We start from the raw sequence: 21090 nt of genomic DNA on the forward strand, positions 1-21090 counted from the left end.
GGCCTCACCCCATATGAATATGTCTGCAAAATATGGTCCGAGCAGCCAAAACGGTTTATCAGAGAACCGCACCATCAAAACGAGGGACTAAACATGTAGGTGATGAGGAACAGCATCGCCGTCTTGTAGAAATTATCGTTGAACGCCCCGAGGAACTGGGTGGCGAACAGCGGCCCGAACCGGCGCGCAGCAAGAAGAGGAATGCCCACGGCTGCGGACGCTAGCGCGGGGCGCGTCGGTGCGAAAGCCTGTCCTTGCAGAATGAGCCGCCGCACGCCAGAATTGCGCTCCGAAATCAAGGAGCTTCAACCATGGCGAGCAGACCCGAAACGCAGGGTTTCGATCTCAACCGGCCGACCATCGTGGCGTTGCTGATTCTCGTCGGCGCCGTCTCGGGACTGCCCACGCTGATCGGCGCGATCCTCGCCTACGTCTGGCGCGGCGCGGCGGAGAACGCGGCGTGGGAGGAGAGCCATTATGCCTATCACATTCGCGGGTTCTGGATCACCATCGTCGCGGTGATCGCGCTCGGCGTGCTGACGATCATCACGCTCGGGCTGGCCGGATTCCTGTTTCCGCTGGTTTCGATCTGGCTCGTCGTGCGCGCCATCATTGCGATCGCAAAGGCGCAGCGCCGCGAGCCGATGCCGAATCCAAGCACATGGCTGTGGTAGCGCCGACCGGCCTGCACAGCGCATAATCCCTGGGGAGAGTTTGAACGATGAGCGACGCCGCGACCGCGACGTATCCGGTTCCCGCGCACACGGCCGCGCGCACGATCTGCGACGCCGAAACCTATGAAGCGATGTACCGCCGATCGCTGGAGGATCCCGACGGCTTCTGGCGCGAGCAGATCGGCATTCTCGACTGGATCAAGACGCCCGGCGTGATGGGCAACTGGTCTTACGCGCCGGTCGATATCAAATGGTTCGAGGACGGCGTGCTGAACGCCTGCTTCAACTGCCTCGACCGGCATCTTCCCGCGCGCTCGGATCAGCCCGCCATCGTGTGGGAGGCGGACGACCGAGACGCTGCATCGATCACGCTGACCTACGCCGAGCTGCATGCGCAGGTGTGCCGGTTCGCGAACGTGCTGAAAGCGATGGGGGTCCGAAAAGGCGACCGCGTGACGATCTATCTGCCGATGATCCCCGAGGCCGCCGTCGCCATGCTGGCGTGCGCGCGGATCGGCGCGGTGCACAGCGTGGTCTTCGCGGGTTTTTCGGCCGAGGCGGTGGCAGGGCGCATCGACGACGCCAAGAGCGACTTCATCATCACCGCCGACGAAGGCCGGCGGGGCGGCAAGACGATCCCGTTGAAGCTCACCATCGACGATGCGGTCGCCAAGGCATGGCACGACGTCAAGGGCGTGCTCACCGTGCGCCACACCGGCGCCGACGTGCCGATGGCAAGCGGCCGCGACGTCTGGTGGCACGACATGCGCGACACCGTTTCCGCCGACTGCCCGATCGAACCGATGAACGCGGAAGACCCGCTGTTCATCCTCTACACCTCGGGCTCCACGGGAAAGCCGAAGGGCGTGCTGCACACCACCGGCGGCTACCTCGTGTGGACCGCGCTGACCTTCAGATACGCGTTCGACTGGCGCGACGAGGGCGCGCTGCACTGGTGCACCGCCGACGTCGGCTGGGTGACGGGCCACAGCTACATCGTCTACGGACCGCTGGCGAACGGCGCCGCGACGCTGATGTTCGAGGGCGTGCCCAATTACCCCGACGTCAGCCGCTTCTGGGCCGTGATCGAGAAGCACCGGCCCGCCACCTTCTACACCGCCCCCACGGCGCTCCGCGCGCTGATGCGCGAGGGCGACGAACCCGTGCTGAAACACGACCTTTCGTCGCTGCGCCTGCTCGGCACCGTCGGCGAACCGATCAACCCCGAGGCGTGGCTGTGGTATCACCGCGTCGCGGGCAAGGAACGCCTGCCGATCATCGACACATGGTGGCAGACCGAAACCGGCGGCATCCTGATCTCGCCGCTGCCCGGCGCGATCCCGACCAAGCCGGGCAGCGCCACCAAACCGTTCTTCGGCATCGAACCCGCGCTGGTGGACGCCGAAGGCGCGTTCATCGAAGGCCCGGCATCGGGCAATCTCGTGCTCAAACGCGCGTGGCCGGGGCAGGCGCGCAGCCTCTACGGCGACCACCAGCGCTTCATCGAAACTTATTTTTCCACCTACAAGGGCCTGTATTTCACCGGCGACGGATCGAGACACGACGAGGACGGCTATTGGTGGATCACCGGCCGCGTCGACGACGTGCTCAACGTCTCGGGCCACAGGCTGGGCACTGCGGAAGTGGAATCGGCGCTCGTCGGCCACGCGAAGGTCGCGGAAGCGGCGGTCGTCGGCTACCCGCACGACATCAAGGGCCAGGGCATCTACTGCTACGTGACGCCGATCGCGGGAGTCGAGGGGGATGCCGCGCTGGAGGCCGAACTGAAGGCGGAGGTGCGCCGCGAGATCGGGCCGATCGCGACGCCCGACCATATCCACTTCACGCCCGGGCTGCCCAAGACGCGATCGGGCAAGATCATGCGGCGCATCCTGCGCAAGATCGCCGAGAACGACTTCGGCGCGCTCGGCGACACGACGACGCTCGCCGATCCTTCCGTGGTCGACAGCCTGATCGCGGGGCGCCGAAACCGTTAGGATCATCTGGAGCGGCGCAACCGAATCATAACCTGATCCCGCTATGCGGGAGCGATTGCCGGAGCCCTGCGAATCCGGCAATATACATGCGGGCTGCGGCGCCGCCGGGAACGGCGACAGGGGCTTTGCGAACCAGCACATTTGAACATGGGGAAGACTATGAAAATCCTGAAAACACTTGGCCTCGGCGTCGCCCTGGCCGCGATGACCGTCGCTTCGGGCACGGCATCGGCGCAATCGCAATCCTCCGCGCGCAAGGCGCAGAACAAGAGCATGCAGGAAATCCCGGTCTGCCAGAAGCGGCTGGGCACCATCTCCGTCGTCGAGCCGGACACCAACTGGTGGCAGCAGCTCGGCCTCGGCAGCCCGGAAGCGATCATCAAGCTGTTCGTGATGAAATCCGGCTGCTTCGGCCTCGTCGATCGCGGCAAGGGCCTCGCCAGCCGCAACATCGAGCGCGCGCTCGCCGATTCGGGTGAGCTGCAGAGGGGCTCCAACATCGGCCGCGCGCAGGTGAAGGCCGCGGATTATTTCATCGTTCCCGATCTCGTTTCCAAGAACGAGAATTCCGGCGGCGGCGGCATCGGCGCGATCGCGGGCGGGCTTCTGGGCAGCCGCACGCTCGGGATGCTCGCGGGCGGGCTTTCGACGAAGAGCAAGGAAGCGAGCGTCATGCTGACGCTGGTGAATTCCCGCACCACCGAGCAGGAGCGCCTGACCGAAGGCTATTTCCGCAAGAAGGATCTGTCGTGGGCGGCTGGCGGTGGCGGCGGCTGGTGGGGCGGCTTCGGCGGCGCCGGCGGCGGCGGCTATGCCAACACCGAAATCGGCCAGGTCATCACGCTCGCCTATCTCGACGCCTACAAGCAGCTGGTGATGCAGCTGGGCGGCCTGCCGGTGGACCCGAGCGCCGCAGCGCCGGTCGCGCAGTAAGCCTCAACACCATCGGGAGAGGGGCGGCACCGGCATCGGCGCCGCCCTTTTCCTTGCGCGGGCAGAACCCTTGACCGAGACCACCGTCTGGAAAGGCCGCTTCCTCGAAACCGTCGTCGACGGCCGCTGGGAGTATGTGCGCCGCGCGCGCGGCATCGGCGCTGCCGTGATTCTCGCCGTGACCGATGCAAACGAGATCGTGCTCGTGGAGCAGTACCGCGTGCCGCTCGGCACGTCCTGCCTCGAGCTTCCTGCGGGCCTCGTCGGCGATGACGGCCCCGAGGAGACGCTGGCGGCGGCGCGCCGCGAGCTTGAGGAGGAAACCGGCTTCCGCGCCGAAACGCTGGAAGACATGGGCGTGTTCACCTCGTCGCCCGGCATGACGAGCGAACATTTCACGCTGGTGCGGGCGAAAGGGCTTGTCCGCGTCGGGCCCGGCGGCGGCATCGACAGCGAAAACATCACGGTTCACTGCGTTCCGCTTCCGGCATTGCCCGCCTTCATCGCCGATAAGCGCCGGGCGGGTATGATGATCGACGTTCGGCTGCTGGCCGCGATGACGCTGCTGTGAGAGCACGGGACTTGCAGCAAGCGCCCGTCGGCGTTTAGGGAAAAGCATGACTGCACCCAACGACCTCGCCAATGGCCGCGACAACGGCATTCCCGAAGACGTGCTCGGCGCCGTCCGCCGCCTTATCGAATGGGCCGGGGACGACCCCGCGCGCGAAGGCCTGGCCGACACGCCCGGCCGCGTGGCGCGCGCCTACCGCGAATATTTCCGCGGCTACGGCGAAGACCCCGCGCTGCACCTTTCGCGCACGTTCGAGGAGGTCGGCGGCTACGACGAGATCGTGCTGCTGCGCGATATCGGCTTCCAGTCGCACTGCGAACACCACATGGCGCCGATCATCGGCAAGGCGCACATCGCCTATCTGCCGGGCGACCGCGTCGTGGGCATTTCAAAGCTCGCGCGCGTCCTCAAAGGCTTCGCCTCGCGCCTTCAGGTGCAGGAGCGGCTGACCGCCGAGGTCGCCGACTGCATCTGGGAGCATCTGCAGCCGCGCGGTGTCGCGGTCGTGATCGAGGCGGCGCACGCCTGCATGTCCGCGCGCGGCGTCAACACGCCCGGCGTCACCATGACGACCAGCCGCATGATGGGCGTCTTCCGCGACGACGAGCGCAGCCGCAAGGAAGTGCTCAGCCTGATGGGGCTTTGACGCGCGCTACCTCTCGCAGAACAAGCGCCCGTCGCGATTGCCCGCTCGGTAGGACGAGCATTGCCGCGCACTGAGACTGGAACGCTGCCAGCCGCCGCGCGCGCCTTGACATGTCGCCGTCAGCGTTCCGTTACCGCTGGTGCTGCTGTCGCGGCAGCTCGTTTCGTACGAGCCGGTCCAGCGGTAGTTGCCGCTGCCAGATGTTTCGCAAAACAGCGTGCCGTTACGATTGCCGAAGGATCGGCATGTGCCGATGCGCGCGGCGGCGGGGCGATAATTGTTGTTCGATGCCAGGCACTGCGCGCGAAGGTAGCCGTTGCTGACCTGGCCTTCGCGGCACGATTGCTGCCACGAACCGCCGGGGAGCGGGCCCGGAAGCGGAGTCGGCCGATCATTCTCATAACCCATGCACGCGGCAAGCAAGAGCGGTGCGGCAAGCGCACCGACGAATCCCGTAACCCGCATTGGATCTCTCCCCAGTTCAACCGGGAATCGACGAGCCACCACGACTCGAAAAGCCCCGGTATTGCAGGACGGTATCGCAATTCATACCGCACCGATAGCGGGGCTCACCGCATCGCGGCGATCCAGTCGCGCACGAGCGCGGTGCCTGCGTCATCAGGCTGCGTGCGGCCAAGCTCCGGCATCATCACGCCGGGCTCGGTCGATGCCATCCGGTAGACGAGGATCGAACGGTCGGGATGACCGGGATCGATCGAGACCATGCGCCCGCCCGAGCCGCGCCCCGCCGCGACCGGCCCCTTGCCGATGCCGATGTGCGCGCCGGACGCCGTTTCCCACGTGAGGAACAGGCCCGAGTTCGAGGCCGGACCATCGGGCGTATGGCAATGGCCGCAGTTGACGTCGAGATAGGCGCGGGCGCGGCGTTCGAGGCTTTCGCTTGCGTCCCTCCAGTCCGGCAGGCGCGGAGTGTTTTCAGGCACGCCGGTGAGAAGGCCGAGGCGCGTGAGGCGCGTGAGGTTGTTCTCGCCTTCGAAATCGTGGTTCAGGTTGCGAGCCTTCGGGCCGATCGGCACCAGCGCGCTTCCGGTGGCGTGGCAGCCCTTGCACTGGTTGACGTTGGGCACCTGCCAATCGAGCGCGACGGGCTTGCCCGCGCCGTCATGGCCCTTCACCGCGACCCGCGCGCCTGCGCGTTTGAGCGTCGCGGCGCTGTCGTCGGCGTTCCACACGTAGGGCCAGGCCTTCCAGCCGTCGGCCTGATGGACGAGCAACCGCGTTTCGATGAGATCGAAGCTGCCATCGGCGCGTGCGAAGCCGAAATGCTTGATGAGGACGCTGCCCACGGGGATGTCGAGCAGGCCTTCGCCGTCGTAGCGCGCCGCCTTGCCCGCCGGCACGTAGAGGAAGCGCGCCTTTTCGGCGTGGTCCGAAAACAGCGGCGTGGCGAGGCCGTAGGGCACGACGCGGGCGTTCGGCCGGGTCGCGCCGCTGTCGAGAAACAGGCCGGTTTCCGCGAGCGTCGCAGGCGCCGCCGCGCCCGCGAGAACCGCATCGTTCACCGTTGGAGGCGCGGCGGAGGCGACCAGCAGCGCGGCCGCAAGCAGGGCGGCGGCGCGCAGCATCAGGGCATCGGCTGATCGGCGGGAAGCACCACGGCGGCGAGCGTTGCGGAAGCGCCGGTCGCCGCGACGGGTGCGGGCTGCGCCTTCGTCGGCGGCGTTCCCGCGACGCCGAGCCCGAGCGACACCATCGGCACGTCGCTTGCGGGCGTGGTCGCCGCGTCGTCCGCCTTGTCGCCGAAGCGCGTGACACCGTCCCACAGCACCGGCGGCAGGCCGCCGCCGAGCGCCGTAGCGAGTTCGGCGCCGCCGGGGAATTTCGGATCCCAGCCGTTCTTTCCGAAGGTGTTGCCGAAGATGCGGACCTTGCGGGCCAAGGGGTTGTAGCTCGCGTCTTCGAACGGGCGCACGTAGGAGACGACCATGACGGCGGCGGTGCGATTGCCCTCGATGCGGTTGCCCGACACCTCGACGTTCTCGTTCGCCATCACCATGATGCCGAGACCCTGCGGCACTTCGGCGACGATGTTGCCAGGCGGGGCGAAGTTGGGCGTGTCGTTGTCGACGACGGTGTTCGAGAAGATGCGCGTGGAGTGCCCGCCCATCTTCGGCAGGTTCGGCAGATCGAAGACGAGGATGCCGCCGGTGTTGTGGTGCGCGAGGTTGCCGTAGACGTCGGCGTGCTTCGAGTTTTCGATCTCGAGCCCCGCGACGTTGAAGCTGACGCGGTTGCCCCGCACGATGATGTTTTCGGACTGGCCCACATAAATGCCCGCATCCGAGCAGGCGACGACTTCCGAATTCTGCACGAGCACGTTCGTCGCCTCGACCGGGTAGAGGCCGTAGGCGCCGTTGTCCTTGTGCGGGCCGCGCGTCCAGACGACGCGCAGATTGTCCATCGTGATACGGTCGACGCCCTTCGCCTTGATGCCGTCGCCCTTGGTGTCCTCCACCGCGAAGCCGGTGAGGAGCACGCGGTCCGACGTGACGAGCAGCCCCTCGCCCGCGCCGGTCTGGCCCTTGAAGCTGAGCACGGTCGCGGCGGGCCCGGCGCCGCGCACGGTGACATTGTCGATATCGAGCGACAGGCCGGTCGTGAGCCTGTAGGTGCCCGCGCCGAGGGCGATCACGTCGCCGAGCTGCGCATCGATGAGCGCGGTCTGCAGCGTTTCCTGATCGTTGTCGCCGGGCGCGAGCGTGATGGTGCGCGCCCAGGCGGGCGATGCTGAAACCAGCAGAAACGCGAGCAATGCCTTCATGTCGATCCTCCCCGTTTTCCGGCCATTATCGTCAGCTTGACGAAGCCTGCCAACCCTGCGGAAACTGAGCGGGAACCTTGGGAGGGTCTCGGACATGCACGACATCGTCATTCGCGGCGGAACGATCGTTGACGGCAGCGGCGGCGCGCCCTTCTCCGGCGACATCGCGATCGACAACGGCCGCATCAGCGCCGTGGGCAGCGTGACCGGCGCGGGGCGCGAGGAGATCGACGCGGCGGGCCAAATCGTGACGCCCGGCTTCGTCGACATTCACACGCACTACGACGGGCAGGCGACATGGGATGACGTCATGGCGCCGTCGTCGTGGCACGGGGTAACTACGGTCATCATGGGCAATTGCGGCGTCGGCTTCGCCCCCGCGCGGCCCGACCGGCACCAATGGCTGATCGGCCTGATGGAAGGCGTCGAGGACATCCCCGGCACCGCGCTCGCCGAGGGCATGACGTGGAACTGGGAGAGCTTCCCCGAATATCTGGACGCGCTGGAGGCGCTGCCGCGCACCATCGACGTCGCCTGCCATGTGCCCCACGGCGCCGTGCGCGCCTATGTGATGGGGGAGCGCGGCGCCGCGAACGCAGCGCCCACCGCCAACGAAATCGCCGCGATGTCGCGGATCGTGGAGGAAGGCCTGCGCGCCGGGGCGCTCGGCTTCTCGACCTCGCGCACCGTGATTCACAAATCGGTGGACGGCGTGCTGGTGCCCGGCACCACCGCGACCGCGCAGGAACTGATCGGCATCGGCCGCGCGATGGGGCGCGTCGGCCACGGCGTCTTTGAAATGGCGTCCGACCTGATGCCGGAATGGAACGAGTTCGACTGGATGAAAAGCCTGTCGAAGGAAACCGCGATGCCGGTGACCTTCGCCATGCTGCAATCGCCGCTGAAGGCCATGCACTGGACCGACCAGATGGCCGCGACCAAAGCCGCGAACGATGAAGGCGCCAACATCCGCGCGCAGATTTCGCTGCGCGGCACCGGGGTGCTGATGGCGTGGCGCGGTACGGTGCATCCGTTCGTGATGCGCCCGTCGTGGCAGGCGATCGCGGCGAAGCCGTGGGCGGAGCAGCTGGCGACGCTGCGCGATCCCGCGTTCCGCGCGAAACTGCTCGCCGAGGACAATCTGCCGCCGCCGCATCCCGATACGGCGCCGCTGTTCATGCTGGTGACGCAGGGCTGGACGATGCAGTTCCCGCTCGGCGAGGAGCCGGACTACGAGCCCGCGCCCGAACGCAGCCTCGCCGCGCTGGCGAAGGCGGGCGGAAAGTCCCCCGCAGAGGTCGCCTATGACGTCATGATGGAGGGAGACGGTACGGGCTTCATCTACCTGCCGATCCTGAATTATGTCGACGGCAACCTCGACTTCGTGAAGGGCCTGCTGGAGCGCGACGACACCGTCATCTCGCTGTCGGACGGCGGCGCGCACTGCGGCACGATCTGCGACGCGGCCTCCCCCACCTTCCTGCTCACGCACTGGGTGAAGGGCCGCGCGCGCGGTCGCATCCCGCTCGAACTCGCGATCAAGCGCCAGTGCCGGGACACCGCGCTGCTCTACGGCCTCGCCGATCGCGGCCTGCTCGCGCCCGGCTATCTCGCGGACGTCAACGTCATCGACCTCGATCGGCTGAAGCTCGGCAAGCCGTGGCTCGCCTTCGATCTTCCGGCCGGGGGCAAGCGGCTTTTGCAGAAGGCCGACGGCTACACGGCGACGATCAAATCCGGCGCCGTCACCTTCCGCGACGGCGCGGTGCTGGCAGCGCGTCCGGGGCGCGTCGTGCGCGGGCCGCAGGCTGAACCGTTGCTAATGGCAGCGGAATAAGCGAAAAGAGCCCTGTATTAGTCGCCTGATACGGAGGTTCATTCGATGCGCAAGTTCCTGCTCCCGCTGCTCGCCGCACTGACGCTTGCGGCCTGCGGCATCAATACGGTCCCCACCCGCGAGGAGGCCGTGAAGGCCGCGTGGGCGGACGTGGAAAGCCAGTATCAGCGGCGCGCCGACCTCATCCCGAATCTCGTCGCCACGGTGAAGGGCTTCGCCGCGCAGGAGAGCGAGGTGCTCGAAGCCGTCACGCAGGCGCGTGCGTCCGCTACGCAGACGACGATCAACGCCGACCAGCTCACCGACCCGGCCGCCGTCGCGCGCTTCCAGGCTGCGCAGGATCAGCTCTCCGGCGCGCTCTCCCGCCTGCTCGTGACGGTCGAGCGCTACCCGGAGCTGAAATCCAACGAGAATTTTCTCGCGCTGCAATCGCAGCTCGAAGGCACCGAGAACCGCGTCACCGTCGCGCGGCGCGACTATAACCAGGCCGTGCAGGCCTATAATACCGAAATCCGGACGTTCCCCAGCCTGATCGCGGCAAAGTTCATTTACGGCGCCGAACCGATCGCACCGTTCAAGGCGACCACCGCCGGGGCCGAAACCGCGCCGACCGTCTCTTTCGAATAAGGATGCGCTTGCTGGCGTGCCTCGCCGCGCTGCTGCTCGCGTTTCCGGCAGCAGCGCAGGACTTCCCCAAGCTCTCGGGGCGCGTCGTCGATGCCGCCGACCTGTTGTCGCCGGCCACCGAGGCCGCGCTCACCGAAAAGCTGCAGATGCTGGAAGACACGACGACGCGCCAGCTCGTCGTCGTCACGGTCCCGGACCTCCAGGATTATGACATCGCGGACTACGGCTACCGGCTCGGCCGCGAATGGGGCATCGGGCAAGGCGAAGAGGACAACGGCGCGCTACTGCTCGTGGCGCCGAGTGAGCGCAAGGTGCGCATCGAGGTCGGCTACGGCCTCGAAGGCTATCTGACCGACGCGCTTTCCTCCGTAATCATCAACCGCCGGATCGTTCCGCGTTTCCGCGACGGCGACATGGAAGGCGGCGTGATCGCGGGCGCGGACGCAATCATCGCGCAACTGTCTCTGCCGCCCGAAGAGGCCCGCGCGAACCTGATCGCGGCGAGGGCGCAGCCGGCGGAGGACGCCCGGCACGGCTTCGGGCTGGTCCCCGGCATTCTCGTTATCTGGTTCATATTCTGGATGCTGCGCGGCGTGCTTGGCGGAAAACGGCGGCGCGGACGCGGCGGCCCGATCGTCATCTGGGGGCCAGGGAGCGGCGGCGGCTGGGGTGGTGGCGGTTGGGGCGGTGGTTCGTCAGGCGGCTTCGGGGGCGGCGGATTTTCGGGCGGCGGCGGCAGCTTCGGCGGCGGCGGCGCGAGCGGGAGCTGGTGATGCGGCTGACAGACGAAGAACACGCGCGCATCAGTGATGCCATTACGTCAGCGGAACAGACGACCTCGGGCGAGATCTTCTGCGTCGTCGCGCGCCGAACCGACGATTACCGCGCCGTGCCCTTCGCCTGGGCTGCCCTCGCCGCGATCGTGCTGGCGCCGCTCCTGCTCTGGCTGGGCATTCCCGATCCGCGGTGGTTCACCAGCGGCGGCTGGAGCGACGGCGGCCATCCGGAGCCGCAGCGCATTATCGCGCTTTACGCCGCGCTCTCCGCGCTGCTCTTCATCCTGACGTTTCTCGTCGTACGCACGCCGCCGGTGCTTCGTTTCCTCACCCCCCGCTCGCTGAAGCGCAGCGCCGTCCACCGCGCCGCGGTTGAAAGTTTCCTCTCGCACGGCATTCACGTCACGGCGGAGCGCACAGGCGTGCTCATTTTCCTGTCGCTTGAGGATCACGTCGCTGAAATCGTGGCGGATGGCGGCATTTACGCCAAGGTCGCGCACGATGTGTGGGGCGATGCGCTGGACGCGCTGCTTACCGAAGTGAAAGACGGCAAACTTGCGGACGGATTCGTCAGCGCGATCGGCATGTGCGGCGCGCTGCTTTCGGCGCACTTCCCGCCCGGCGACCGCAATCCCAACGAACTTCCGGACAAGCTCATCGAAATCTAACCAGGGGACTGAAAATGCTGAATGAATTCAAGGCCTTCATTGCCAAGGGCAATGTGCTCGATCTCGCCGTCGCGGTCATTATCGGCGGGGCGTTCGGCACCATCGTGACCTCGCTGACGCAGGACGTGATCATGCCGGTGGTGGGCGCGATCTTCGGCGGCCTCGACTTTTCCGCACTGTTCGTTCGCCTCGGCCCGGTGCCGGAGGGCTATGCCGGTTCGATGACCGACTATGCCGCGCTCAAGGAGGCCGGCGTGGCGATGCTCGGCTACGGCGCCTTCATCACGGCGGCGATCAATTTCGTGATCCTCGCGTTCATCATCTTCCTGCTCGTGCGCCTGGCGAACAGGCTGATCGTGAAGAAGGAAGAGGCGCCCGCAGGACCGAGCGAAGAGGTTCTGCTGCTTCGCGACATCCGCGATTCGCTGAAGAAGTAGTCCTCGGCGTCAAAAAGCAAAGGGCCGCGCGACAGCCTCGTCGCGCGGCCCTTTATGTATCCGGCCTTTGTTAGAAGCGCTCGCCCGACAGCCGCTGGCAGAGCATGTCGAGTTGATCGAGATCGCTGTAGAACAGCGTCAGCTTGCCGCCTTCCCCATCATATTCGAGACGGACGCGAAGACCGAGCTGTTCGGCGAGCTGGACCTCGAGCGATTCGAGATCGGCGCTTCGCGCAGCCACGCGCGGCGGGGCCTTGGGGCGAGGCGCGCGGGGCTTCTTCGCGCGCGCTTCCACTTCACGCACCGAAAGACCCATCTGCACGACGTCGCGCGCCAGCGCGGACGGATCGGGCGCGGTGAGCAGCGCACGTGCATGGCCCATGGTCAGCCGCCCGTCGATCAGCAGCTCGCGCACGTCATCGGGAAGATCGAGCAGGCGCACGAGGTTCGCGACATGGCTGCGGGATTTGCCGACGATACGGGCGATATCTTCCTGCGTATGGCCGTAGTCGTCGATCAGCCGCTTGTAGCCCTCGGCCTCTTCGATCGCGTTCAGATCCTGGCGCTGAATGTTCTCGACCAGCGCGACCTCGAACGCCTCCTCGTCGGTCAGGCGGCGGACGAGGACCGGCACATCGTGGAGCTGCGCGGCCTGCGCCGCGCGCCAGCGGCGCTCGCCCGCGACGATTTCGAAGCGCCCGCCGTCGACAGGACGCACCAGGATCGGCTGCAAAAGCCCCTGCCGCTTCACCGAGGCAATCAGCTCCGCCTGCGCGGTTTCATCGAAGCGGCGGCGCGGCTGTTTCGGGTTGGGCGAAATCATCGCCATCGGAAGCATCTGCGCGCCCATGCTGGAGCCCGCATCACCAGCGGGCACCGGCGGTGCGGCGCCGCTATCGCTGTACGGCGGCGCGACCGTGCTTCCCATTTCCTCGAGCAGTGCAGACAGGCCGCGACCGAGACCGGAGGGGCGCTTAGGCAGAGACATAGGCTAACGCTTTCAAGGATCAGGCGCTTTCGAAGGATCAGGCGGCGCGGGCGTGCGGTTCGGTGCGTCCCAGAAGCTCCCGGGACAGGTCGATATAGGCTTCCGACCCCGCGCAGCGGTGATCGTAGACCAGCGCTGGCAGCCCGTGGCTTGGCGCTTCGGAAAGGCGGACGTTGCGCGGAATGATCGTTTCAAACACGATCTTGCCGAGCACGGCGCGCACGTCTGCCGCGACCTGCTCCGACAAACGGTTGCGTTTGTCGTACATCGTCAGCACGACGCCGACGATGTTGAGGCGCTGGTTGTAGCTCGCGCGCACGCGCTCCACTGTATTCAAAAGCTGGCTGAGGCCTTCGAGCGCGAAGAACTCGCACTGCAGCGGCACGAGCAGCGAGTGCGCAGCAACCATCGCGTTCATCGTGAGAATGCCGAGCGACGGCGGGCAATCGATGATGATGTAATCGTAAGCTTGCATCGCCGGTGCCTGCAGGGCGCTGTCCAGCCGGTGGATCCGCCCTTCCATTTCAACAAGCTCGACTTCAGCGCCCGACAGATCGACCGTCGAGGCGATCAGCGACAGGCGCGGGATCGCGGTCGGAACCACGGCATCCGCCGCGCTGCACGCACCGATGAGAACATCATAGCTCGTGCGGACGCGCGCACTTTGATCGACACCGACGCCGGTCGAGCTGTTGCCCTGCGGATCGAGATCCACGATCAGTACGCGCCGCCCCGTTGCGGCGATCGCCGTGGCCACGTTGATAGCGGTCGTGGTTTTGCCCACCCCGCCCTTCTGATTTGCCACTGCAATTCTGATCACCGACGTCTCCGTACGTTTCCCGCCCGCACGATCCGCCCTCGCGGATCGGTGAGGCTGGGTATCAACTCATGCTCGAAAACGAAGCGGCGGCGCGCATCGCCCATCTCGTCCTCGACTGCGGAGCCTTTCAGCAGCAGCCATGTGCAGGACTTTGCCGCATAGGGTTCGCCCCAGTCAAACAGCTTCGCGAGCGGTGCGCACGCGCGCGCCGTTATGTAATCGAACTTTACGGAGCCGAGCGATTCCACGCGTTGATTCAACACGTTGACATTTTGCCCCAATCCGAGCGCATCGCGCACGGCTTCAAGAAAAACGGTCTTCTTGCGGATCGAATCGACGAGCGTAACCGAATCACCCGTCATCAGAGCGATCACCATGCCGGGAAAGCCGGCGCCGCTGCCGATATCGAGCCACGTCGGGCGGTGCGCCGCCCCTTCGCGCGCGGCAAGACGGAGCAATTGCGCCGAATCCGCGAAATGCCGCGACCAGATATGCGGCAGCGTGGCCGGTCCGACGAGGTTGAACTTGGCCTGCCACTCTTCGAGGAGCGCGGCGTAGAGATCGAGCTTCGCCAATGTTTCACGTGAAACATTGAACGTCGCCACGAACCAGTCGCGCGCCTCCTCAGCGCGCTCAGGCGGCGCGTTTGACATGGCGGAGGAGCGCGCTGAGGGCTGCGGGCGTAACGCCGACGACGCGTGCTGCGGCGCCAAGACTGTCTGGTCGGGCTCGATTCAGTCGGTCGATCATTTCGTTCGAAAGCCCGCCGATCGCCGAATAGTCAAGATCGCCCGGCAGGCGCAGCGCCTCGTCGCGGCGAAAGGCGTCGATCTCTTTGGACTGCCGTTCCAGGTACACCGCGTAGCGCGCATCGGTGTGCAACTGTTCGGCATGGTCCGGCGCGATGTCGGCAAGGGCGGGCCAGGCCGCCTTGGCCGACTCCCAATTCACCTCAGGAAACCGCAGCCATTCGAACGCAGTGCGCGCGACGCCGTCCTGTCTGACCAGGAGTCCCTGCTTCAGTAGCGAGGCCGGTGACGCGCGTGCCTCATCGAGCAGCGCCCTTCCTTTCGCCAGCGCCTCCGCCCTGTCCCGGTAAAGTTGAGCGCGCTCGCCGCTCAGCAGGCCGAGGGAGATCGCCTTCTCGGAAATACGCTGATCCGCATTGTCCGCGCGTAGGTGAAGCCGATACTCGGCCCGCGAGGTGAACATCCGATAGGGCTCGGTCACACCCTGCGTTACCAGATCGTCGATCATCACGCCGATATAGGATTCTGCGCGATCGAATGTAGCCGCCTCCCGGCCGAGCGCGCAGTGGGCCGCGTTCAGGCCCGCAGCCAGTCCCTGCCCCGCCGCCTCTTCATAGCCGGTTGTACCGTTGATCTGCCCGGCGAAAAACAGCGCGGGGATTGCCAGCAACTCCAGCGTGGGCGCCAATGCGCGCGGGTCGATATAGTCGTATTCGATGGCGTAGCCCGGCCGTGCGATCTCGACGTGTTCCAGGCCGGGAAGCGTGCGGAGGAACGCCGTCTGCACGTCCACGGGCAGCGACGTGGAAAGGCCGTTCGGATAGATCAGCGGATCGTCGAGACCTTCGGGCTCGAGAAACACCTGATGCCCCTCGCGGTCGCCGAAGCGCATGACCTTGTCTTCGATGGATGGGCAGTAGCGCGGGCCGGAGCCTTCGATGCGTCCGCTGTACACGGCGCTGCGATGAACATTCTCGCGTATGACATCATGAGTGGCGGCGTTTGTGCGCGTAATGCCGCAACTCACCTGCGGGTTCATGACGTTTCGCGTCGTCGCCGCAAAGAACGAGGGGCTGTCGTCCCCTTCCTGCCAATCGACGCGAGACCAGTCGATCGACCGCCCGTCGAGCCGTGCGGGCGTGCCGGTTTTGAGGCGCGCCATCGGCAGGCCAAGACCGCGCAAGCGCGTTGAAAGGCCGATCGACGATGACTCGCCAACGCGTCCGCCCGAGGCGACATCATCACCAACGTGTATCACGCCGCCGAGAAACGTCCCGCTCGCGAGTACGATTGCACGCGCGCGGAGAACCGTACCGTCTGACAGGATAACACCGGCTGCCCGCCCGCCTTCGATAACGATGTCTTCAACGCGGCCGTCCGCAACCGCAAGACCGTGCTGCTCATCAATCGCGCGCTGCATTGCCTTACGATAAAGTTTGCGATCAGCTTGGACGCGTGGGCCCTGGACCGCTGGGCCCTTCCGGCGATTCAGCAGGCGATACTGAATCGCGGCGGCGTCAGCAGCTTCGGACATCAGACCGCCGAGCGCGTCGATCTCGCGAACGATATGACCCTTGCCCAGTCCGCCGATCGCCGGATTGCATGACATGACACCGATCGTTTCCCGTCCCGGTGTCACGAGCAAAGTGCGCGCGCCTACCCTCGCTGCAGCGGCCGCGGCCTCGCAACCGGCGTGCCCGGCCCCGATGACGATGACGTCGAATCGTTCCATGATGCCTGAGGAACTATCCCAATCGCCCGTCGGTGTCGACGCGTGTTTCACGTGAAACAATTGTGGTCAGAACCCTGCTCCGATGTTTCACGTGGAACATCATTTGCCGATGCAGAAGCGTCGAAATACCACATCCAGTATGTCTTCGACGTTTACGCGGCCCGTAAGCTGGCCCAGGCAGCGCATTGCCAGTCTTAAAGATTCGGCGCGGAGCACCGCGTCGACTTCGCCACCGGCTTCGATCAAAGCGTCACGACAGCCGGCGAGCGCTGATCTCTGTCGCTCATGCGTGATGGTCGCATCCTGCCCCCATCCGGTGAGAGTCCGCGCATGATCGATAAGCACCGTTTCAAGTTCGAACAGGCCTTCGCCTGTTACAGCCGAGACGCGGAGCGTTCCTCTTTCTCCGCTCGGCCGTAAATCCGCCTTCGACTGAACCACGAGCGCACCCGGCGGAGCATCCTCGCCCTTGCCCTCCGCACAGAGAAAAAGCACGAGGTCGGCGTCATCGGCGCGCGCACGCGCGCGGCGCACGCCTTCGGCTTCGACGACCCCCGCAGTATTGTCGCGCAGACCGGCCGTATCGACGAGCGTCGCCGCAACGCCGCCCAGATCGAGATGCACTTCGATAAGATCGCGCGTCGTGCCTGCCTCAGGCGAAACAATAGCCACGTCGCGCTTGGCCAGTGCGTTTACGAGGCTCGATTTGCCGGCATTGGGCGCCCCGAGCAAAACGATGGTAAGGCCGCGTCGCAAGCGTTCGGCGAAGCGGTAGCGGCCAAGATGCGCCTCGATCTCTGCGGCAAGACACGCGATCTGCGCATCCTGATCCCCGACAAGTCGCGCGCTGACGTCTTCCTCATCCTCTCCGAAATCGAGCGAAGCCTCGGTTTCCCCGAGAACACCCAGAAGTCTCGCGTGCCAGTCTTCCGCGAGCGCCTTCAGGCCCCCCGAAGCCTGCCGCAACGCCTGCCGCCGCTGCGCTTCCGTTTCGGCATCGATGAGATCGGCAAGCCCCTCGGCCTGGGTGAGATCCAGCTTGCCGTTGTCGAACGCGCGCCGGGCGAACTCCCCGGGCTGCGCCGGGCGCAGTCCATCGATATCGCCGAGCGTCCGCAGCAATGCGGCAACCACCGCCGTGCCGCCAGTAAGCTGAAGCTCGGCGACATCCTCCCCCGTGAAACTCGCGGGTGCCGGAAACCAGAGCACGAGCGCATCATCGATCGCGCACCCGTCCGGCGCCCGTAATCGCTTGAGCGTTGCGCGGCGCGGCAAAGGCAAGCCGCCCGCTATCGCACGAACCGCAGAGCCGGCGTCCGGCCCGGACACCCGAACCACCGCGACGCCGGACGGCAACCGTCCGGATGAAAGAGAGAATATAGTATTCATTTCAATTACTTATGAATGACGTCATGGCGTCTGCCAGCACCTTAGCCCTTGCTGGTTCCCGCTCCGGCGCCGGTCATGGCATTCCACATCGCCTTCTGAACTTCGCCGAACCCGCTTGCCGCGCTCGGCATCCAGTTCGACATCAGGCGCTCGACATCGCTTGCGGTGATGCCGTCTTTCATCAGGCTCTTCATCTGATCGATGTAGATGTCGTGCAGCGCACCGACATCGGGCAGCCCCATGAACGTGCGCGCCTCTTCCGGGGTGCAGTCGATCTCGATATTCACCTTCATGGGCGCCCCTCCTCTTGTGAAAACCGCGCGGCGGCGGATAGGTTCATGACGCTAGAGTATCGCGCGCGAAAGTGGGACCGGTTTTGCGCAAAAATGCGGTTGAGACAGTGAAGGTCCGATGAAAAGCGAGGAGAGCAGGAGCCATGGGAGAAACCATCCGAATCGAAACACTCGACGGCGCGGACACCTTCAGCGGATATCTGGCGACGCCCTCGGGCTCCGGGCCCTTCCCCGGCATCGTGGTCATCCAGGAAATTTTCGGTGTCAACGCCGGTATCCGCGCGATGTGCGACGACTGGGCAAAGGCCGGATTCATCGCTCTGGCCCCCGACATGTTCTGGCGGCTCCAGCCGGACGTCGATCTTTCCGACAAGACCAAGGCCGAATGGGAAGAGGCGTTCGGGCTGATGAAACGCTTCGACATCGACGCGGGCATACGCGACATCGAAGCCTCACTGCGCGCCGTGAAAGGCCTCGCGGATTCGAACGGCAAGGTCGGCGTCGTCGGTTTCTGCCTCGGCGGCCGCATGGCGTATCTTTCCGCTACGCGCACCGACAGCGATGCCTCCGTCGCGTATTATGGCGGCGGCATCGATCAGTATCTGGGCGAGGCTCACGCCATTGCGCGACCGGTGCTGCTGCACTTCGCCGAAGACGACGGCTTCATCGACAAGGCCGCGCAGGCGAAGATCCGGGACGCACTTTCCGATCACGGCCGCGTGACGCTGCATTTCTATCCCGGTGTCGACCATGCCTTCGCGCGCGTCGACGGCATGCACCGGGACAACGCCGCCGCAACACTCGCCAACGGCCGCACGCTCGACTTCTTCCGCGCCCATCTTCGTTGAAGCCGCGCCCCTAACGATAATCAGGACTAATCAATGGCATACCGAATGATGTTTCAGAAAACCGGCGGACCGGAGGTGATCGAACGGGAGACGTTCACGCCCGCCCCGCCCGGACCCGGCGAGCTTGCCGTCCGCCACACGGCGATCGGGGTCAATTTCATCGACACCTATCACCGCAGCGGGCTTTACCCCGCGCCGCTGCCCTGCGCCCCCGGCATCGAGGCTGCGGGCGTCGTGGAGGCGGTCGGTGATGGTGTCACAGGGTTCGCCGCGGGAGATCGCATCGGCTATTTCACCAGCCCGCCCGGCGCCTACGCGACGCACCGAAACATCCGCGCAGCGCTGGTACTGCCTCTCCCGGGAACACTTGCTGACGATGTCGCCGCAGCCGTTATGGTGAAGGCCGCAACAACCGAATATCTCGTCGAGCGCTGCGCCCGCCTGAAAGCGGGAGATACGGCGCTCGTGCATGCCGCCGCCGGCGGTGTGGGGCTCCTGCTCGTCCAGTGGCTGAAAGCGATCGGCGTGCGGGTGGCCGCGACGGCGGGATCGCCCGACAAGCAGGCACTTGCCCGATCAGCGGGGGCGGACATCGTCTGCGGCTACGAAGACTCAGCCGACGCGGCGCGACAGATGACGGACGGCGCCGGTGTCGATGCCGTGTTCGACGGCGTCGGCAAGACGACGTGGGAGGCATCGCTCGCTGCACTTCGCCCGCGCGGTTTGCTCGCGAGCTTCGGCAACGCGTCCGGGCCCGTAACCGGCGTCGATCTGGGTATCCTGACCGCCAGGGGTTCGCTGTTCGTCACGCGGCCCACGGTCATGCATTACTACAGCAGTCCCGAAGACTTCCGCGTCGGTTCCGCACGTTTCCTGGAGATGCTCGCATCAGGAACGCTGAACGCTTCAATCCATCAACGCTATGCCTTGAGCGAAGCCGCCCAGGTCCACCGCGACCTGGAGGCACGCAAGACCACCGGCGCGACGATCATGCTGCCGGAGGCGTGACCTTCTCGATCCTGAGCACACGCTCGGCGCCGCTTCGATCCGGCCAGCGTATCGTCTGACCCTCGCCGAGCCCGATGATCCCGGCCCCGATCAGCGAAAGGATCGAGAGCTTGCCCGCGTCGACATCCGCGTCCGGCGGATAGACAAGCTCGACCGTGCGCCGGGCACCGCTGCCCTCGTCGACAAAGTCCACGCGCGCGCCCATTCGCACGGTGCGATCCGGAAAGGCTTCCGCTTCATGCACAGTGGAGCGCTCGATTTCGGTCAGGAGAAGCTCGGCGACTTCAGGAAAATGCGCTTCGGCGGCAAGCGCCAGGTCTCCAAGCCGTTCGGCTTCGGAATCGACAAGGTGAATCGGCGAACGCGATGCGTCGATCATGATACGGGTCTTTCTGACAGCATTGGCAAATGGGATGAACCGCCCCGAACCCGTCGGGACATGCCGTCAGGGTCGGGGCTGAGTGCCCGCCAGAAGCTGGCCTCCGCTGCAAAGGCGGCGGAAAAGACTGCGCGTATCCATAATCCGGATGCTGTCCGGACGCGGCGCCTATGTCAACCGGCGAAGAGGCCGAGTGTCATGACGCCCACGTCAGGATCGACAACGCCTTCGTAGATCATCTTGAACGCGACATAGACAATCACGACAAGACCCACGTAGGCGATCCAGCGGTAACGCTCGATATACTTCGCGATGAAGTTCGCCGCGATGCCCATCAGCGCCACCGAAAGAATGAGGCCGACGATCAGGATACCGGGATGATCGCGCGCCGCGCCGGCGACTGCCAGCACATTATCGAGGCTCATCGAGACGTCCGCGACTGCGACCGCCCAGGCTGCGGCAAGAAAGCTCTTTGCCGGGCGAATACCCGAGTTTTCGTCGCCCTCGATCTCGGGAGAACCCGGCGACTGTGCGCCGGCGCCTGCCGGGTGGAGTTCGCGGTACATCTTCCACGAAACCCAAAGCAGCAGCAGCCCGCCGGCGAAAATAAGGCCGACGATCTGCATGAGCTGCGTCACGACGAGCGCGAACGCGATACGCAGGACAAGCGCGGCGAGCACGCCGATGATGATGACCTTGCGGCGCTGGTCCGCAGGCAGGCCCGCCGCAAGTGCGCCGACGACGATCGCATTATCGCCTGCAAGCACGATATCGATCAGCAACACCTGCGTGAACGCGGAAAGCGCTGCGGGTGAACCGATATTGGAGAAATCGTGGACGATCGCCGCCCAGATTTCCGCCGGTCCGCCGAAGCCCGAAGCCGCAGCGGCTCCTGCCGCGCCAAAGAGAAAGCCTATGTCCATCGGCCGCTAACGC

Annotated in this window: 24 protein-coding genes; 12 read left to right on the forward strand and 12 right to left on the reverse strand. The window is 65.7% G+C overall.

All coding sequences use genetic code 11. The features are described 5' to 3' along the window. Positions 1 to 74: 74 nt before the first annotated feature. Positions 75 to 275, reverse strand: coding sequence for a hypothetical protein (locus tag GGQ98_RS13305; RefSeq protein WP_184070397.1), 201 nt, complete (start codon positions 273 to 275; stop codon positions 75 to 77). Positions 276 to 311: 36 nt separating this feature from the next. On the opposite strand from GGQ98_RS13305, the gene GGQ98_RS13310 reads away from it, so the two are divergent. The 5 genes from GGQ98_RS13310 (at position 312) to folE (ending at position 4821) form a co-directional block, all read left to right on the forward strand. Beyond that, on the forward strand, positions 312 to 674 hold the full coding sequence (locus GGQ98_RS13310) for a DUF4870 family protein (protein WP_184070307.1): 363 nt from the start codon (positions 312 to 314) through the stop codon (positions 672 to 674). Between the two features lie 47 nt (positions 675 to 721). Then, positions 722 to 2671, forward strand: coding sequence for an acetate--CoA ligase (gene acs / locus GGQ98_RS13315; protein WP_184070309.1), 1950 nt, complete (start codon positions 722 to 724; stop codon positions 2669 to 2671). A 159-nt stretch (positions 2672 to 2830) separates the two neighbouring features. Then, the gene (locus tag GGQ98_RS13320; RefSeq protein ID WP_184070311.1) at positions 2831 to 3604 is read left to right on the forward strand and encodes a CsgG/HfaB family protein; all 774 of its coding nucleotides are present in this window, start codon (positions 2831 to 2833) and stop codon (positions 3602 to 3604) included. A 70-nt stretch (positions 3605 to 3674) separates the two neighbouring features. After that, the gene (locus GGQ98_RS13325) at positions 3675 to 4175 is read left to right on the forward strand and encodes an NUDIX hydrolase (RefSeq protein ID WP_184070313.1); all 501 of its coding nucleotides are present in this window, start codon (positions 3675 to 3677) and stop codon (positions 4173 to 4175) included. Between the two features lie 46 nt (positions 4176 to 4221). Further along, entirely contained in the window at positions 4222 to 4821 is a 600-nt protein-coding gene (gene folE / locus GGQ98_RS13330) for a GTP cyclohydrolase I FolE (RefSeq protein ID WP_184070315.1), read from the forward strand. 6 nt (positions 4822 to 4827) lie between these two features. Here folE and GGQ98_RS13335 read toward each other — a convergent pair whose 3' ends face one another. The 3 genes from GGQ98_RS13335 to GGQ98_RS13345 all read right to left on the reverse strand — a co-directional run bounded on the left by GGQ98_RS13335 (position 4828) and on the right by GGQ98_RS13345 (position 7603). Next, positions 4828 to 5286, reverse strand: a complete 459-nt coding sequence (locus tag GGQ98_RS13335; RefSeq protein WP_184070317.1) for a CVNH domain-containing protein — start codon at positions 5284 to 5286, stop codon at positions 4828 to 4830. Between the two features lie 104 nt (positions 5287 to 5390). Next, positions 5391 to 6407 (reverse strand): SO2930 family diheme c-type cytochrome, encoded by a 1017-nt coding sequence (locus GGQ98_RS13340; protein ID WP_184070319.1) that lies wholly within the window; start codon positions 6405 to 6407, stop codon positions 5391 to 5393. Then, the gene (locus tag GGQ98_RS13345) at positions 6407 to 7603 is read right to left on the reverse strand and encodes a parallel beta-helix domain-containing protein (RefSeq protein WP_184070321.1); all 1197 of its coding nucleotides are present in this window, start codon (positions 7601 to 7603) and stop codon (positions 6407 to 6409) included. The genes GGQ98_RS13340 and GGQ98_RS13345 overlap by 1 nt, the downstream gene beginning before the upstream one ends. Before the next feature lie 94 nt (positions 7604 to 7697). Here GGQ98_RS13345 and GGQ98_RS13350 point away from each other — a divergent pair, with 94 nt between their 5' ends. The 5 genes from GGQ98_RS13350 to mscL are packed head-to-tail and all read left to right on the forward strand — an operon-like array spanning position 7698 to position 11948. Beyond that, positions 7698 to 9440, forward strand: coding sequence for an N-acyl-D-amino-acid deacylase family protein (locus GGQ98_RS13350; protein ID WP_184070323.1), 1743 nt, complete (start codon positions 7698 to 7700; stop codon positions 9438 to 9440). 45 nt (positions 9441 to 9485) lie between these two features. Then, positions 9486 to 10067, forward strand: a complete 582-nt coding sequence (locus tag GGQ98_RS13355; RefSeq protein ID WP_184070325.1) for a LemA family protein — start codon at positions 9486 to 9488, stop codon at positions 10065 to 10067. Positions 10068 to 10069: 2 nt separating this feature from the next. Then, complete coding sequence (locus GGQ98_RS13360) at positions 10070 to 10840, forward strand: TPM domain-containing protein (RefSeq protein ID WP_184070327.1); 771 nt, start codon at positions 10070 to 10072, stop codon at positions 10838 to 10840. Beyond that, complete coding sequence (locus GGQ98_RS13365) at positions 10840 to 11511, forward strand: TPM domain-containing protein (RefSeq protein WP_184070329.1); 672 nt, start codon at positions 10840 to 10842, stop codon at positions 11509 to 11511. Before GGQ98_RS13360 ends, GGQ98_RS13365 begins: the two co-directional genes overlap by 1 nt. A 14-nt stretch (positions 11512 to 11525) precedes the next feature. Next, positions 11526 to 11948 (forward strand): large conductance mechanosensitive channel protein MscL, encoded by a 423-nt coding sequence (gene mscL / locus GGQ98_RS13370; RefSeq protein ID WP_184070331.1) that lies wholly within the window; start codon positions 11526 to 11528, stop codon positions 11946 to 11948. A gap of 70 nt (positions 11949 to 12018) precedes the next feature. Here mscL and GGQ98_RS13375 read toward each other — a convergent pair whose 3' ends face one another. The 6 genes from GGQ98_RS13375 to GGQ98_RS13400 form a co-directional block, all read right to left on the reverse strand. Then, complete coding sequence (locus tag GGQ98_RS13375; RefSeq protein ID WP_184070333.1) at positions 12019 to 12936, reverse strand: ParB/RepB/Spo0J family partition protein; 918 nt, start codon at positions 12934 to 12936, stop codon at positions 12019 to 12021. A 37-nt stretch (positions 12937 to 12973) separates the two neighbouring features. Next, a complete protein-coding gene (locus tag GGQ98_RS13380) occupies positions 12974 to 13756 on the reverse strand; it encodes an AAA family ATPase (protein ID WP_184070335.1) in 783 nt (260 codons plus the stop codon). Next, positions 13753 to 14361 (reverse strand): 16S rRNA (guanine(527)-N(7))-methyltransferase RsmG, encoded by a 609-nt coding sequence (gene rsmG, locus GGQ98_RS13385; RefSeq protein WP_184070337.1) that lies wholly within the window; start codon positions 14359 to 14361, stop codon positions 13753 to 13755. The genes GGQ98_RS13380 and rsmG overlap by 4 nt, the downstream gene beginning before the upstream one ends. 28 nt (positions 14362 to 14389) lie before the next feature. Beyond that, on the reverse strand, positions 14390 to 16240 hold the full coding sequence (mnmG, locus tag GGQ98_RS13390; protein WP_341534217.1) for a tRNA uridine-5-carboxymethylaminomethyl(34) synthesis enzyme MnmG: 1851 nt from the start codon (positions 16238 to 16240) through the stop codon (positions 14390 to 14392). 96 nt (positions 16241 to 16336) lie between these two features. Then, positions 16337 to 17626 carry a tRNA uridine-5-carboxymethylaminomethyl(34) synthesis GTPase MnmE gene (gene mnmE, locus GGQ98_RS13395; protein ID WP_184070341.1) on the reverse strand — a complete coding sequence of 430 codons (1290 nt, stop codon included), beginning with the start codon at positions 17624 to 17626 and terminating at the stop codon, positions 16337 to 16339. Positions 17627 to 17667: 41 nt separating this feature from the next. Then, complete coding sequence (locus tag GGQ98_RS13400; RefSeq protein WP_184070343.1) at positions 17668 to 17919, reverse strand: DUF6489 family protein; 252 nt, start codon at positions 17917 to 17919, stop codon at positions 17668 to 17670. Between the two features lie 143 nt (positions 17920 to 18062). Between GGQ98_RS13400 and GGQ98_RS13405 the strand changes: the two genes are divergently transcribed. Together GGQ98_RS13405 and GGQ98_RS13410 are read left to right on the forward strand one after the other, a co-directional pair. After that, the gene (locus GGQ98_RS13405; protein WP_184070345.1) at positions 18063 to 18767 is read left to right on the forward strand and encodes a dienelactone hydrolase family protein; all 705 of its coding nucleotides are present in this window, start codon (positions 18063 to 18065) and stop codon (positions 18765 to 18767) included. A gap of 48 nt (positions 18768 to 18815) precedes the next feature. Next, on the forward strand, positions 18816 to 19775 hold the full coding sequence (locus GGQ98_RS13410) for a quinone oxidoreductase family protein (protein WP_243451883.1): 960 nt from the start codon (positions 18816 to 18818) through the stop codon (positions 19773 to 19775). On the opposite strand, the gene GGQ98_RS13415 is transcribed toward GGQ98_RS13410, so the two are convergent. Together GGQ98_RS13415 and GGQ98_RS13420 are read right to left on the reverse strand one after the other, a co-directional pair. Continuing rightward, positions 19756 to 20154: a GreA/GreB family elongation factor gene (locus GGQ98_RS13415; protein ID WP_184070349.1), complete on the reverse strand. Its 399-nt coding sequence runs from the start codon at positions 20152 to 20154 to the stop codon at positions 19756 to 19758. The genes GGQ98_RS13410 and GGQ98_RS13415 overlap by 20 nt on opposite strands. Before the next feature lie 173 nt (positions 20155 to 20327). Next, positions 20328 to 21077, reverse strand: coding sequence for a TerC family protein (locus GGQ98_RS13420; RefSeq protein WP_184070351.1), 750 nt, complete (start codon positions 21075 to 21077; stop codon positions 20328 to 20330). Positions 21078 to 21090: the final 13 nt, after the last annotated feature.

Source organism: Sphingosinicella soli (assembly GCF_014199685.1).
Classification (GTDB): domain Bacteria; phylum Pseudomonadota; class Alphaproteobacteria; order Sphingomonadales; family Sphingomonadaceae; genus Sphingosinicella; species Sphingosinicella soli.

What these genes read in the sequence shown, in the direction of transcription:
- mscL (WP_184070331.1), top strand. Translation starts at nt 11,526, where the DNA reads ATGCTGAATGAATTCAAGGCCTTCATTGCCAAGGGCAATGTGCTCGAT.
- GGQ98_RS13335 (WP_184070317.1), bottom strand. Translation starts at nt 5,286, where the DNA reads ATGCGGGTTACGGGATTCGTCGGTGCGCTTGCCGCACCGCTCTTGCTT.
- mnmE (WP_184070341.1), bottom strand. Translation starts at nt 17,626, where the DNA reads ATGAATACTATATTCTCTCTTTCATCCGGACGGTTGCCGTCCGGCGTC.
- GGQ98_RS13415 (WP_184070349.1), bottom strand. Translation starts at nt 20,154, where the DNA reads ATGATCGACGCATCGCGTTCGCCGATTCACCTTGTCGATTCCGAAGCC.
- GGQ98_RS13420 (WP_184070351.1), bottom strand. Translation starts at nt 21,077, where the DNA reads ATGGACATAGGCTTTCTCTTTGGCGCGGCAGGAGCCGCTGCGGCTTCG.
- GGQ98_RS13340 (WP_184070319.1), bottom strand. Translation starts at nt 6,407, where the DNA reads ATGCTGCGCGCCGCCGCCCTGCTTGCGGCCGCGCTGCTGGTCGCCTCC.
- folE (WP_184070315.1), top strand. Translation starts at nt 4,222, where the DNA reads ATGACTGCACCCAACGACCTCGCCAATGGCCGCGACAACGGCATTCCC.
- GGQ98_RS13375 (WP_184070333.1), bottom strand. Translation starts at nt 12,936, where the DNA reads ATGTCTCTGCCTAAGCGCCCCTCCGGTCTCGGTCGCGGCCTGTCTGCA.
- GGQ98_RS13410 (WP_243451883.1), top strand. Translation starts at nt 18,816, where the DNA reads ATGTTTCAGAAAACCGGCGGACCGGAGGTGATCGAACGGGAGACGTTC.
- GGQ98_RS13405 (WP_184070345.1), top strand. Translation starts at nt 18,063, where the DNA reads ATGGGAGAAACCATCCGAATCGAAACACTCGACGGCGCGGACACCTTC.
- acs (WP_184070309.1), top strand. Translation starts at nt 722, where the DNA reads ATGAGCGACGCCGCGACCGCGACGTATCCGGTTCCCGCGCACACGGCC.
- GGQ98_RS13360 (WP_184070327.1), top strand. Translation starts at nt 10,070, where the DNA reads ATGCGCTTGCTGGCGTGCCTCGCCGCGCTGCTGCTCGCGTTTCCGGCA.
- GGQ98_RS13350 (WP_184070323.1), top strand. Translation starts at nt 7,698, where the DNA reads ATGCACGACATCGTCATTCGCGGCGGAACGATCGTTGACGGCAGCGGC.
- GGQ98_RS13310 (WP_184070307.1), top strand. Translation starts at nt 312, where the DNA reads ATGGCGAGCAGACCCGAAACGCAGGGTTTCGATCTCAACCGGCCGACC.
- GGQ98_RS13355 (WP_184070325.1), top strand. Translation starts at nt 9,486, where the DNA reads ATGCGCAAGTTCCTGCTCCCGCTGCTCGCCGCACTGACGCTTGCGGCC.
- GGQ98_RS13365 (WP_184070329.1), top strand. Translation starts at nt 10,840, where the DNA reads ATGCGGCTGACAGACGAAGAACACGCGCGCATCAGTGATGCCATTACG.
- GGQ98_RS13400 (WP_184070343.1), bottom strand. Translation starts at nt 17,919, where the DNA reads ATGAAGGTGAATATCGAGATCGACTGCACCCCGGAAGAGGCGCGCACG.
- GGQ98_RS13320 (WP_184070311.1), top strand. Translation starts at nt 2,831, where the DNA reads ATGAAAATCCTGAAAACACTTGGCCTCGGCGTCGCCCTGGCCGCGATG.
- GGQ98_RS13345 (WP_184070321.1), bottom strand. Translation starts at nt 7,603, where the DNA reads ATGAAGGCATTGCTCGCGTTTCTGCTGGTTTCAGCATCGCCCGCCTGG.